Annotated in this window: 11 protein-coding genes; 9 read left to right on the plus strand and 2 right to left on the minus strand. The window is 41.9% G+C overall.

What is annotated here, in order from left to right:
• Positions 1–156 precede the first annotated feature (156 nt).
• Positions 157–1,128 carry a phosphate acetyltransferase gene (gene pta / locus ACRYKC_RS15800; RefSeq protein WP_433808035.1) on the plus strand — a complete coding sequence of 324 codons (972 nt, stop codon included), beginning with the start codon at positions 157–159 and terminating at the stop codon, positions 1,126–1,128.
• A 594-nt stretch (positions 1,129–1,722) separates the two neighbouring features.
• Here the strand turns inward: pta and ACRYKC_RS15805 are convergent.
• Positions 1,723–2,565 carry a lipoate--protein ligase family protein gene (locus tag ACRYKC_RS15805; protein WP_433808037.1) on the minus strand — a complete coding sequence of 281 codons (843 nt, stop codon included), beginning with the start codon at positions 2,563–2,565 and terminating at the stop codon, positions 1,723–1,725.
• A 255-nt stretch (positions 2,566–2,820) separates the two neighbouring features.
• On the opposite strand from ACRYKC_RS15805, the gene ACRYKC_RS15810 reads away from it, so the two are divergent.
• From ACRYKC_RS15810 to ACRYKC_RS15830, 5 genes are all read left to right on the plus strand, one after another.
• Positions 2,821–4,116, plus strand: coding sequence for an HD domain-containing protein (locus ACRYKC_RS15810; protein WP_433808039.1), 1,296 nt, complete (start codon positions 2,821–2,823; stop codon positions 4,114–4,116).
• 13 nt (positions 4,117–4,129) lie between these two features.
• A complete protein-coding gene (locus ACRYKC_RS15815; RefSeq protein ID WP_433808041.1) occupies positions 4,130–4,630 on the plus strand; it encodes a YwgA family protein in 501 nt (166 codons plus the stop codon).
• 166 nt (positions 4,631–4,796) lie between these two features.
• The gene (locus tag ACRYKC_RS15820; protein ID WP_433808043.1) at positions 4,797–6,788 is read left to right on the plus strand and encodes an ABC transporter permease subunit; all 1,992 of its coding nucleotides are present in this window, start codon (positions 4,797–4,799) and stop codon (positions 6,786–6,788) included.
• 346 nt (positions 6,789–7,134) lie between these two features.
• Complete coding sequence (locus tag ACRYKC_RS15825) at positions 7,135–7,677, plus strand: YwhD family protein (protein WP_433808045.1); 543 nt, start codon at positions 7,135–7,137, stop codon at positions 7,675–7,677.
• Positions 7,678–7,822: 145 nt separating this feature from the next.
• A complete protein-coding gene (locus tag ACRYKC_RS15830; protein ID WP_433808047.1) occupies positions 7,823–8,164 on the plus strand; it encodes a YolD-like family protein in 342 nt (113 codons plus the stop codon).
• Between the two features lie 226 nt (positions 8,165–8,390).
• Here ACRYKC_RS15830 and ACRYKC_RS15835 read toward each other — a convergent pair whose 3' ends face one another.
• Entirely contained in the window at positions 8,391–10,451 is a 2,061-nt protein-coding gene (locus ACRYKC_RS15835; protein WP_433808049.1) for a transglycosylase domain-containing protein, read from the minus strand.
• A 119-nt stretch (positions 10,452–10,570) separates the two neighbouring features.
• On the opposite strand from ACRYKC_RS15835, the gene speE reads away from it, so the two are divergent.
• The 3 genes from speE (at position 10,571) to ACRYKC_RS15850 (ending at position 12,989) form a co-directional block, all read left to right on the plus strand.
• A complete protein-coding gene (gene speE / locus ACRYKC_RS15840) occupies positions 10,571–11,401 on the plus strand; it encodes a polyamine aminopropyltransferase (protein WP_433808051.1) in 831 nt (276 codons plus the stop codon).
• 5 nt (positions 11,402–11,406) lie between these two features.
• Positions 11,407–12,279, plus strand: a complete 873-nt coding sequence (gene speB / locus ACRYKC_RS15845) for an agmatinase (protein ID WP_433808053.1) — start codon at positions 11,407–11,409, stop codon at positions 12,277–12,279.
• Between the two features lie 263 nt (positions 12,280–12,542).
• Complete coding sequence (locus tag ACRYKC_RS15850; RefSeq protein ID WP_433808055.1) at positions 12,543–12,989, plus strand: hypothetical protein; 447 nt, start codon at positions 12,543–12,545, stop codon at positions 12,987–12,989.
• The last annotated feature ends 54 nt before the right edge of the window (positions 12,990–13,043 follow it).

The raw sequence follows: 13,043 nt of genomic DNA on the forward strand, positions 1-13,043 counted from the left end.
TGTCCTTATTTACATGGAATTTTACATGATTTTCATATAAATAGGGTAAAGTGAAAAATGAAATCGCTTCATCATAAAAATTCTGAACGAACTACTTTCATTTATACACAAAAGGTCTTATCATGTAGAACAGAAATGAAAAATGGAGGGTTAATCATGAGTAACCTATTTGAAACTCTTAAAGCTAAAATTGATGGGAAAGGCAAGAAAGTCGTATTCCCTGAAGGTTTAGATGAACGTATCTTGACCGCTGTCAGTCAACTAGGTGCAGAAGGTATGATCACACCTGTACTAGTCGGAAATAAAGAAAAAGTAGAACAGAAAGCATCTGAAATCGGAGTAGATATTTCTGCTTCTGAAATTCTTGACCCTGCAAATTACGAAGAGTATGACGAAATGGTCGCAACTTTCGTTGAACGCCGTAAAGGAAAAGCGACAGAAGAGAAAGCTCGAGAAATTCTTCAAGATGAAAACTACTTTGGTACAATGCTCGTATACATGGATAAAGCTGATGGTCTTGTCAGCGGTGCAGCTCATTCAACGGCAGACACTGTCCGTCCCGCACTTCAAATTATCAAAACGAAACCAGGCATCAAGAAAACATCTGGTGTATTTATCATGGTTCGTGATGAAGAGAAGTATGTTTTTGCGGATTGTGCGATTAACATCAATCCTGACAGTCAAGATCTGGCCGAAATCGCTCTTGCAAGTGCTGAAACTGCGCAGCTATTCGATATTGATCCGAAAGTGGCTATGTTAAGCTTCTCAACACGAGGATCTGCGAAGTCTCCAGAGACAGAAAAAGTTAATGAAGCTCTTAAGCTTGCAAAAGAGCAGAATTCTGAACTTCTCATTGATGGAGAGTTCCAATTTGATGCAGCATTCGTTCCTTCAGTTGCTGAAAAGAAGGCTCCAGATTCTCCATTAAAAGGCGAGGCGAATACGTTTATATTCCCAAGTCTTGAAGCTGGTAACATTGGTTACAAGATCGCGCAGCGCCTGGGTAATTTTGATGCGGTCGGTCCGATTCTTCAAGGTCTAAATCAGCCGGTAAACGATCTTTCCCGCGGCTGTAACGCTGATGACGTGTACAAGCTTGCACTTATTACAGCAGCTCAATCTGTTTAATATAGAATATGGCCACCTGATGAGGTGGCCATTTTTTGCTTTTTTACCACATGAACGAATAGCTTATTCAACATACTAGCAGGATAGTGAAAGACTCGATTTCGAGGTACTGTGAGGTTTCCATTGCCCTAAGTGGAATTTGGAGGTCCGAGAAATCACTCGCTTTCCGTGGGCATGTGCTGAACCTCCTCGAGCTAAAGCTCTCCGGGGTCTCCTATCATGTTCATCCCACAGGAGTCTCGCGATTTCTCGGACCTCCTTACGGGTGTTGGGAGAAACGGAAACGTTATTGGTACCGAAAATCTTTCTGTAATTTAGGAAATCAGTGCTTACTCCTGTTAAATGGGGCCGTTTATTACACTATAGATGGGTTGGATGGAAAATGGCGAGACTCCCGCGGGAGAAGGAGCTAGGCGAGACCCCACAGAGAGCGTAGCGAACGAGGAGACTTGCCAGTTCCCCCGCAGGAAAGCGAGCCATTTGCCAGCCCATCCCTACTCCTAATATGGTAACGGCCCCACTAAGTCTCGAAACTAAGTCTTCAGGATAAGGAAGCTTTTACGGGATATGAAAGGGAAAAAGCGCTCGAGACCATTATTTCAAACGGTCGAGCGCTTTTTCATTCCGCTGAATCATTTGTTCAAATCGCTTGTTGAACCATTCAATCTCCTGACCTTCAAGCGGGTTTGTCACTACCTTTCCAGACAAGTCATAAATCTTTTTCAATATACGGTCACGTACATCACTCACGGTTAAATCTGTACCGAGAAGCTCGTTCATTGAAGCCATCACAGTTGGGTCAATATCAGGATACTGGAAGCGTGTCTCTTCGTTTCTTCTTCCAATTTCATAAAAATGTTTTAAAAGATAGGCTCGCTGTGCACCACTACCACTTACGTCTAGATAAATTTGAACAGCAGAGCCATTCTTCACGCGACGCTGTGAAATACCAGCGAATTTCTGACCTCTGATACTTAAGTCATAAGTACCCGGACAATAGGAGCGTGTAATTTCATACGCTTCAATTTCGGTTGTTAAATCAGAGAAAAGCATGCGTACAAATGAGACCATCGCTTCGTATCCTTCATGGATGTTTACTTCCTTAGAATCTGGGAAAATAAGGGACAAGTTCAGTACACCATCATCAAGTACGACGCCAAGCCCTCCTGAATTTCTTACAATGACTTGGTATCCTTCCGAGTCGAGGAAGTCAATGGCTTCTGATATATAAGGAAGTCGCGCATCGGGGATGCCGAGGACGACGGTGTCATGATGCACCCACAATCTGGCGGTTGTCGGACTCATCCCTTCACCTACAGACATGGATAGGGCATCGTCCATCGCGAACGATTGAAGAGCGGAAAAGTCAGGTCCTAGACTGCTTTGATCTATGAAACGATAAGCTTGAGGATGTAATAAGGCATGTATAGTTTCCATAAATAGTTCTCCTTTTCGTACAATCACCAACCTCCATTATATCAAAAGAAAAGTCTTGCATGAATCGTTTCTCGTATGTAAAATCTTCAAAGGGTTCGATACGGACAGTTTTACTTTTTAAAAAAACAAAGCATCTTGGGAGCGTCAGGACAGAAGTAAAATTCTGTTTTTGTCATTTTTTGTCTGTCAAGATGTTTTTTTGTCGTTATGAAAGGTATATAATAGATAAAAATGTCGTGAAGAAAGGACAAGCAGATGGCCTATCGTGATGAAAAACTAAGTGAAGAGAAGGTATTCAAAGATCCCGTTCATCGCTATGTCCACGTAAGGGACCGCGTGATATGGGACTTAATTGGTACGGCTGAATTTCAGCGGCTGAGACGGGTCAAACAGCTGGGAACTTCTTATTTGACCTTTCATGGGGCGGAACACAGTCGATTTAACCATTCCCTCGGAGTTTACGAGATCGTACGACGGATAATTGAGAATTTCAAGGACCGCGACAACTGGGATCCTGAGGAGCGGCTGTTATGTTTATGTGCGGCTTTGCTGCATGATTTAGGACATGGACCTTTTTCCCATTCTTTTGAAAAAGTCTTCAAGCTGGATCATGAAGATTTTACCCAGGCAATATTGCTCGGAGATACTGAGGTCAATGCTGTCTTGAAGAAAGTGGCGCCAGACTTTGCAAAGGATGTAGCGGATGTCATAAATAAAACGTATAAAAACAAGCTTGTCGTAAGCCTGATTTCCAGCCAAATTGATGCAGACCGCATGGATTATTTGCAGAGGGATGCTTATTTTACTGGAGTCAGTTACGGACATTTTGACATGGAGCGAATTCTTCGCGTGATGCGTCCTATGGAAGATCAGGTCGTGGTCAAAGAGAGCGGTATGCATGCAGTTGAAGATTATATTATGAGCCGTTACCAAATGTACTGGCAAGTGTATTTCCATCCAGTGACGCGGAGTGCAGAAGTCATCCTGTCTAAAATCCTTCACAGAGCGAAGGTGCTGTATGAAGAAGGGTACACGTTCAAGCTGAAGCCTATTCATTTTCTTTCTTTTTTTGAAGGGAAGCCGACCTTGAAAGAGTACTTGGCATTGGATGAAGCAGTAGCGCTTTATTATTTTCAAATGTGGATGGAAGAAGAAGATGCCATTTTAAGTGATTTATGTGATCGCTTCGTTAACAGGCGTCTGTTCAAATACATTGAATTCAACCCTAACTCTCAAATGAATGAGTGGATGGAATTATACAAATTATTTGGGAAAGCAGGACTTGATCCGGATTATTACCTGGTGGTCGATTCGAGTTCTGATTTGCCTTATGACTTTTATCGACCAGGTGAAGAAGGGGAACGCTTACCGATCCACTTGCTTCAGCCGAATCAGGAATTGAAAGAACTTTCCCGTTTGTCTGAGATCGTTGAATCTATTTCTGGAAAAAAGCGAACAGACCATAAGTTATACATTCCTCTTGATCGTCTTGAGGAAATGTCGAAACGAAGTAAAACGAAGAAGCGGATTATGGAAATATTGTATGGATAAGGAGTGAGCCTCCATGTTAGAGAATCATGCGAAGCTGATGCAATTTTTCTCAAGCACGGATGAAATTGTCGGCCGTAAAAAGCTGCAAAAAATGATATACATACTGAAGAAGTGTGATATTCCATTTGAAGAACGTTATCAATTTCATTTTTATGGACCGTATTCAGAAGAGCTGACCCTCAGAGTAGAGGAAATGTGCAATTTAGGTTTTATAAGTGAGACAAGGGAAGAGAAGAAGAATTATTATCAATACCGGTATCAGCTGACAGACAGCGGCCGGGCTTTCTTAGAGCATTACACAATGGATTTGCCTCCTTTAAATGACCACATCACTGAAATGAACGCGAAAAGCTCACGTTTCTTAGAATTGGTTTCAACAATGCTATTTTTTGAGGATTTACCAAAAGACGAAATCGCCGAAAAAGTCCTAACGGTAAAAAGTACCCAGAATTATTCGGATGACGACATCCAACAAGGATGGAAATTTATTGAAAAGTTGCGTGGGATTCATTAAACTCAAAGGTAGTAAGAAGGTATACTGAACATCAGTATACCTTTTTTATGCATCGCCTTGTCTGATAATTAAAAAAATTAGAGAGCTGTACCAAAATAAAGAATAAGGGCAGCTAGGAGCAGAGCAGAGTGGAAGTTGAGTGAGGGAAGGTAGGACGGGGGTCAAAATGAAACTATTAAAATTTGCAGGTTATTATCTGCTCGGTTTGATTGGGATTCTAGTAATTAGTACTGCTCCGGCTTTGTTTCGTGAACGATCGTATTTCAATGTTTCGGCTTTTGTAAGTGAGTTTCAGACGCTTCTGAATCAAATCATACAACCATCGGAGTGGGTCTATCTATTCAAGGGAAGTCCTGAACCGTTACTCCCTTATTTATGGGAGCCATATCAATACTCCATGACCATATTTTTTGTAGGAATTATTCTAGGATTTGTGCTTGCTTTTGTACTGGCAATAGGCACAGCATTCTTACCGAAGTGGGCAAGAGTGATTGTAGGACGGGTTTTAAATGTTCTGGAAGCTGTCCCTGACTTGCTGCTGGCTTTTTGTTTACAGTTATTCATTGTCTGGTTATATAAACAGACGAATGTCCTCTTTTTTCAATTTGCTTCAATTGGACAGGAAAAAGTCTATGTCCTGCCTATTATTGCAATCGCCGTTCTCCCTATGGTCACGATGTACAAGATTATTCTTATGCTGATAGATGAAGAAATGACAACGTCTTATGTGCAAATGGCTAAGAGTAAAGGAATGGAAAAATTCTTTATTCTGAATGTCCATGTCCTCAGAAATATTGTGAAAAGTGTTTTCTATCATTCTAAGGTGATTCTTTGGGGATCGTTGTCAAGCCTATTGATTATTGAATACATATTTAATATGAATGGAATTACGACAGCTTTCCAGCAAGATCCAAGGCCAATCGTCACTTCCGTCATTCTCTTTATGCTGTTTACTCCATTCTTTCTCCTATATCAGGGGACAGAGTCTTTCATTTTCAAAGATAATAAAGTAGCAGAAGAGACGCAGATGAAGATGAATAGTTTTATTGGATCATCTGCGGCAAAGCCCGGTGGGAAGTGGGGCAAGCATATTCTTTCTGAATTAGGTGCCCACTTTAAAAATGTGAAATTTTCAGCTGGGTTTTTAGTGATTTTTGGTATGTTAGCTGTCAGCGTGATTTACACGCTTACGGCAGATCCACTTGTCGATAAGTTTTTTCATATCAAGAACGAAGAAGGGCGGCTCGTCAGCGCTGCGCCACACTCTCCTGAATACGTCTTTCTTGGTACAGATGAGTTAGGATACAGTATATTTGATCAATTGATAGTAGGTGCTAAATACACCATCCTCTTTGCCTTGGCTATTGCTTTTTTAAGAATGATTATTGGATTTGTGCTTGCCATTCCGTTTGCTTTCTTCTTACCTGAAAAAATACAAAGAGGTGTCGAGAAATTCGTGGACGGGATGCACTATTTGCCGATGACGATCATCGCTTTGTTACTTTTATCTCCGGTGTTAACGATGCCTCCTGGCGGTTTCACAACAACTGAAACAGAAAGAGTTCTTTTTCAAGGAGTGATTTTAACACTGCTTGCGGTCCCACTGATTATTACTCTATTTGGAAATGAGATGAAGCTGATTATGCAGGAAGAGTATGTAGTCAGCACTAAAGTATTGGGCGGCAGTTCTTTACATTTACTGTGGAAGCATTTGCTGCCTCATTTAAGTTCGAGAATGGGTGTTGTTTTCGGACAGCAATTTATTCAGACCTTACTTATTTTCATTCATCTTGGTGTGTTTAATATATTCTTCGGAGGGACTAAAGTGAGTTACGACCCGATGATGCCTGATCCTCCACAATCGACGACTTATGAATGGTCAGGTCTTATCGGCTCGTCGAAAGATTCACTCATGACAGGGCGCTGGTGGTTTATCATCCCTGCGCTTGTCTGTTTTATGATCTTGATTCTGGCTATGCAGCTAGTTATTCAGGGGATCAAAGAAGTTCAGCATAAGCGTGTAGGGGTACCTATTGAAGGGTTTAATTGGTGGAAGCGATTGTTTACGAAAAAAGAGAAAGAGAGGTACACTCCAAGCAATCCATCTAAAGAAGCTTTCGTCTTTATGAATAGTGATCATATTAAACAAAAGAGTTAGCGGTGTTCCATCTATTCAGAAAGAAGGCAAGGAGGGTAAACATTTTTGTAAATCGAGGAGTAACCCAATCAATAAAATGCCCGGCGCTGAACATCAGCTCCGGGCATTTTACGCCTATTTTGTAGAGTCATAATTCTTTTGTTTTTTGTAGATCCTATTTAAATAGGCAACCGCACTTCCCCTTAAGTACGTAGATAGATCTTTCATTATCTATATTTCGAGATAAATGAGGGATTTCCTTCTTTTTATAAAGAATTGGTGGAAACCAGCCGTATCGCTAAAAAAGCTTGGATAGAATATGTTAAAATGAGACAAAACCGCCAGGCAAGAGGAGGATTCTCTGACAATGAAGGAATTTGACCAGTTTAAAAATAAACAGGACCAAAATGATAAAAAGAAAAATCAATTTACGATCATCAAGGATGATTCGACCGATGGACATGGAGGCTATGGTGTAGGTTCGATCAGCCTCGAGAATATGACGCCTGTTATCGTCGATCCGAATGAAGGTGAAGCGTTTGTAGATATGGGAGCTCTTCATGCACGCAGTAAAGTGGAGAAAAGGATTAAATTCATCCCTAATCGAGAAGAAGTAGCTAATGGTTTGCTTTATTGGATTGCATGGGTAACGGTCGATTATCAAGAAGGAAAGCCTTCCTACTACGGTGTTGCCGGCAGCGAAATCCGTGTAGACCGTTCAATTAAACGCGGATACAAACTGATGCCTGAACATGTCAATCATATGGATAAATCTTTGAAGGGCCGCTTCGTTGTCGATCATATGGATGAAAAATCGAAAAAGATCCTGGGAGAGTACTTGCGTGATTTCAAACCAGATCTTTGGAAGAATACAAACCAAGAATTAAAAGATGCGCTAGGTGTTGAATAGTTTTCTACAGGCACTTCCTTACAGGGAGTGCTTTTTTATGGGTGATTCATGGAATTGGAAGATATTCACCGGAAAATTCCAGTTTACTCTGAGCCCTTTTATGGTAAAATAAGAACAAATGTTCGCGTTGGAAGGTGGAGCTACTATGGATAGTCGCAATAGGGATCGGGGAACGATCAAATGGACCTCGTTGATGTTGCCTGAACATGTAGAAATGGTCAAAAAGCTATGGAAGGAGGATGAACGGGTAGAAAAAGGAATCATCGATGAGCAAAAAGCAGTCGAAATCGACTTTCTGATGCAGCGGGCGTTAAATGATGATTTGACGGTGAAGGTGCGAGTTTATAATGGGTTTGATTACGACAACATTCTGCTGAAGATGAAATTCATCAATAAGCTCGATCGCAAAGTAACCGGCGTGAATTGGAAGACGAAAGAGACAGTCCACATAGCCTTAGACGACATTGCAGATCTCTCGATTGTATAGCCTTTTGAAATTTGTTCACAAAATGTTCAAGAAAAATGTTGCTAAAACATGGATGTAATCTTGACGAACGAGCGACGGGAATAATATATTAAGTAACACATGGGTTTACATGTATTACTAGGACAAAGAAAGCGACCGGCAGGAACCGGTCGTTTTCTTTGTCTTTTTTTAGTTATAAAGTGGAGCTGTCTTGTTAAGTAGAGAGCTCTGTTCCCTAGCCACTATTCTAAAAGAACCAGTCGACGACGTCTTTAAACCATGGGTCATTTCGGAATTCATTTTCAATTTCTTCTTTATCTTTATCTTCATTGCCTCCGCAAACTTCTTTAGGAATATCTTTTTTATCCATATAGACGAGCCGCTCTTTAGGACAATTCGGACCAGAACGATTGCCTGTTTCCGGATCGATATATACGCCTTTAACGTTCGGCGTCGGGATGAAGGCCGCTGTCGGCAACGTTTCGTGTATAGATTCCATCGTCCCAGCCCAAATGGATTTTGCGTACCTTTTCTCATTGAAAGTTTCAAGCTTCCTTCCGCCTTCATCGTGACCGATCCATACGGCGGATACGAATTGAGGGCTGAAGCCGATCATCCAGCTATCATAATCGGTCGTCCCCGATTTTCCGCCATACATCCGAGTGAGCTTGCCTTTGATTGGCGACCCTGTCACGGAGGCATAGTCCCCATCAAGTGAAGAATCAAACATCCCCGTCATCATGTGGGTGATCGTGAAAGCCCTGTCCGGGTCGATCTTGTCTTCCTCATTATAAGTGGGCTGGTATTCATAAAGGACATTTCCATGTCTGTCGGTAATTTTCTCAATCGTATGGCTTTCTAAAGATTCCGAGCCTTTCAACATCTTCCCGTATGCGCTTACCATATCATAAAGGGAAATGGATGTAGCACCCAGAGCCAGGGAAGGGACGGGTTTCGCGTTATTGTGAATGCCAAATGTCTTCAATGTGCGGACCAATTTTTCAGTACCTATATCGACGTGTGTAGATACGGCATAAATATTATCTGAAACGGCTAGTGCTTGAGCCATGGTAATTGGCTTGTCTGCATATTGATCGTTAAAGTTCGTAGGGGAGTACACTTTTCCGTTTTCTCCTACTTCAAAGTCAGTGGGTTTACTCTCAATCATAGTGACCGGAGAGTATCCTTCTTTTAATGCAGCGTAGTAAAGAAAAGGTTTAATGGTGGAACCTACTTGTCTTTTTGCTTGGGTGGCTCTGTTATAAGGACTCTCCTTATAATCACGCCCACCCACAAGAGCTGTGATCGACCCGTTGTGGCTGTTCATCACAGCTGCTGCCAACTGGACATCTTCTTCTTTTGGCATTTGCGACGCCACTTGTTCTTCTAAAATCTCCTGGTGGTCTTCATTCAGGGTTGTGTGAATATGGTAGCCGCCTGTCATCACTTGCTCCGATTCGATATCCAATAAATTCGCTGCTTCTGCGACGACTTGATCTTGAAAATATGGGGCAACTTCTTTTTCAGACGTTTCCTTATGATCGGAATAAACGAGACTCGCTTCTACCGCTTCTGTTTTTTCTGCCGAAGTGATAAATCCGTTCCGCTCCATTTCCGCTAATATCTGCTTTTGTCTGGATTCGGCGTTTTCTTCATTCGCCAAAGGTGAATAGTAACTAGGACCCTTAGGAATGCCAGCCAACATCGCAGCTTCTGTCAGTGTCAGTTCTTCTGCATGCTTATTAAAATAATAGCGGCTTGCTGACTCAATTCCATAAGCCCCGTGACCATAATAGATTGTGTTCAAATAGCCTTCGAGAATTTCTTCTTTGTTGTAAAAGATTTCTAATCGAAGCGCGTATAAAGCTTCCTGGATTTTTCGTTTCCATGTCTTATCATGGGACAAATACAGATTCCGGGCATATTGCTGCGTAATTGTACTAGCCCCTTCGGCCATCCGCATTTGTTTAAGGTCGGTAAGCGCTGCACCAGCGATTCGCTTTAAGTCGAAGCCGAAATGGTTATAAAAACGACGATCCTCAATCGCGATCGTTGCTTCTTTGATGGTTTCCGGCATATCCTCAATGTTAATCCAGTACCTCTCTTGAGCACCGTGATCTTCACCAATGACTTCACCTTTTGAACTATAATAGAGCGTATTTTGCTCCGTCATAAGCGATGGCGGACCTTGAGTAATCGCAAAAATCAACAATCCTAAGGCGCCAATAAGTGCGATGACTGTTCCAATAAACGCAATCTTAATAGAACGCTTCAGCCATTTGTATGTGAATCGAATAAATAATATCATTCTCTTATACTCCCAACTGTTAAGAAAGAATAAAGACTGCTATTATTATGTGAGAATACGTAGTAAAATAAACGTCTTGTTACTTTTTCCAAACGCAATGTAAAAAGGAGATACAAAATATGGGTACATGGTTTACAGAAAAACAAACGGAAAATTTCGGGATTACAGCGAAAATAAATCGCTCTTTGCATAAAGAGAAAACAGATTTTCAAGACTTGGAGATGCTGGAAACAGAAGAATGGGGCAACATGCTCGTCCTTGATGACATGGTCATGACGACAGAGAAGGATGAATTTGTCTATCATGAAATGGTTGCTCACGTACCTTTGTTTACACACCCAAGCCCTAAACAAGTTCTTGTCGTTGGAGGCGGGGATGGGGGCGTCATTCGCGAAGTATTGAAGCACCCAAGTGTAGAAAAAGCGACGCTTGTAGAAATCGATGGTAAGGTCATTGAATATTCCAAGCACTATTTGCCGAGTATCGCTGGTGCGCTTGAAGATAAGCGAGTAGAAGTAAAAGTTGATGACGGCTTCATGCACATTGCAAAAAGTGAACGTGAATATGATGTCATCATGGTAGATTCTACGGAACCGGTTGGCCCTGCTGTAAATCTCTTCTCTAAAGGGTTTTATGAAGGAATTGCCAAAGCATTGAAGGAAGATGGCATCTTTGTTGCTCAAACCGATAACCCATGGTTTAAAGCCGATTTGATCAAACAAGTGTACGGTGATGTAAAAGAAACGTTTCCGATCACAAAAGTGTACACAGCGAACATACCGACGTATCCAAGCGGTCTTTGGACTTTTACGATGGGAAGTAAAATCTATGATCCGCTTCAAGTATCAGATGAGCGCTTCTTTGATATTGAAACGAAATATTATACAAAAGAGCTTCATAAAGCATGCTTTGCTTTGCCGAAGTTCGTGAAAGATTTGACGGAGGAGTGAGTCAGATGATTTTTGATGAATCCTACTCCGGAAAAGTTTTTATCATGAGTCGTGCCACAGAGGAAGAGGCTGACTGTGTGATCTACGGGATGCCCATGGACTGGACCGTGAGCTTCCGTCCCGGGTCGCGCTTTGGTCCAAACCGAATCCGTGAAGCGTCCATCGGGCTTGAGGAATATAGCCCTTACCTGGATCGCCATCTTGAAGAAGTGCGTTACCACGATGCAGGAGATATGATGCTGCCATTCGGCAACCCGGAGCGCAGCATTGATATAATTGAAGGCTATCTCGATGAGCTTTTGGAAAAAGGAAAGTTTCCTCTTGGTTTAGGTGGAGAGCATCTTGTTACATGGCCGGTTTTGAAGGCGATGTACCGGAAATATCCTGACATGGCGGTTATCCATATTGATGCTCATGCAGACCTGCGTGAAGAATACGAAGGCGAACCGCTATCGCATTCCACGCCGATCCGAAAGACGTGCGAATTGATCGGGCCTGGAAATGTGTACTCGTTCGGTATTCGCTCAGGGATGCGTGAAGAGTTTCAGTATGCCAAAGATAGCGGTATGTTTATGGCAAAGTATGAGGTGTTAGAACCCCTGAAAAAAGTTCTTCCACAGCTTGCTGGACGTCCGGTATATGTTACGATTGACATCGATGTTCTCGATCCGGCTTTCGCTCCGGGGACAGGCACAGCGGAAGCAGGAGGGATCACTTCAAAAGAACTGCTTGCAGCCATACATGAACTGGCTCAAAGTGAAGTGAACGTCATTGGAGCAGATCTCGTTGAAGTCGCCCCTGTTTATGATCCCACTGAGAAAACTCCGATTGCAGCAAGTAAGTTTGTACGCGAAATGCTTTTAGGGTTCGTGAAATAAGTGATAGGATAAAAGAAGACTTTTTAAGCCACTATGACTGGTGATCATGGTGGCTTTTCTATATGATGGGTTTCCTCAAAAACGATGAATGGAAGTGGCCCGTTATTAAACAAAAGGTAGGGGGAAACCGGCTTGCTTCCCAAGGGGGAGTAACGGATCTAAATATGACCTTTACCTAACAATAATAAATAACTTCTTTAGTAGGAAAAAACCTACCATCAAGAAAATTTTAATTTTATTAAAGACAGAGAGGAGTGAGAGATTTGGATAAGAAAGTTATTGGAATAATAGTAGCCTATACACTTATTATGACTAGTTTATTAGTGGCTACCTTTGGGGCAGACTGGAATCCATCAGGGTATGACTATTCAATCGATGGACAATCGTTGACAATTGAAGAAGGACTCTTCTCCAAGGAGACGGAAACGGTTGATGTTTCAGATAAACAGATGGAAGCTGTACTCTTTTATTTAGAGGTGTCAAAAGAACGATCCCTATGGTACACGGACGTCACCGTCATAGGATTAGTTCTTCCGTTTTTATTACTAGGATTCATACCAGAGCGGCGACCTTTCCAAAAGTTTATCCCCAAGCAGTGGTATATCATCATGGTGGCTGCGATTACTTTGCTTTATGCGGCGTATAGTGTTACTGGGCACCTTGAACATCTAGGACAAATTGAAGAGTATGTAAGTCAACTTCTGGAATAAGTACGATGTAGCGTAGAAATCAACCAAATAAACGGTAGAATTGCTCAAGTTATT

Origin of the sequence: Halobacillus sp. A1-3 (assembly GCF_050971765.1) — a bacterium.
GTDB lineage: Bacteria > Bacillota > Bacilli > Bacillales > Halobacillaceae > Halobacillus > Halobacillus mangrovi_B.

Bases quoted from the DNA above. Each gene is read 5' to 3' on its own strand.
- pta (WP_433808035.1), top strand. From the start codon at position 157: ATGAGTAACCTATTTGAAACTCTTAAAGCTAAAATTGATGGGAAAGGC.
- ACRYKC_RS15805 (WP_433808037.1), bottom strand. From the start codon at position 2,565: ATGGAAACTATACATGCCTTATTACATCCTCAAGCTTATCGTTTCATA.
- ACRYKC_RS15810 (WP_433808039.1), top strand. From the start codon at position 2,821: ATGGCCTATCGTGATGAAAAACTAAGTGAAGAGAAGGTATTCAAAGAT.
- ACRYKC_RS15815 (WP_433808041.1), top strand. From the start codon at position 4,130: ATGTTAGAGAATCATGCGAAGCTGATGCAATTTTTCTCAAGCACGGAT.
- ACRYKC_RS15820 (WP_433808043.1), top strand. From the start codon at position 4,797: ATGAAACTATTAAAATTTGCAGGTTATTATCTGCTCGGTTTGATTGGG.
- ACRYKC_RS15825 (WP_433808045.1), top strand. From the start codon at position 7,135: ATGAAGGAATTTGACCAGTTTAAAAATAAACAGGACCAAAATGATAAA.
- ACRYKC_RS15830 (WP_433808047.1), top strand. From the start codon at position 7,823: ATGGATAGTCGCAATAGGGATCGGGGAACGATCAAATGGACCTCGTTG.
- ACRYKC_RS15835 (WP_433808049.1), bottom strand. From the start codon at position 10,451: ATGATATTATTTATTCGATTCACATACAAATGGCTGAAGCGTTCTATT.
- speE (WP_433808051.1), top strand. From the start codon at position 10,571: ATGGGTACATGGTTTACAGAAAAACAAACGGAAAATTTCGGGATTACA.
- speB (WP_433808053.1), top strand. From the start codon at position 11,407: ATGATTTTTGATGAATCCTACTCCGGAAAAGTTTTTATCATGAGTCGT.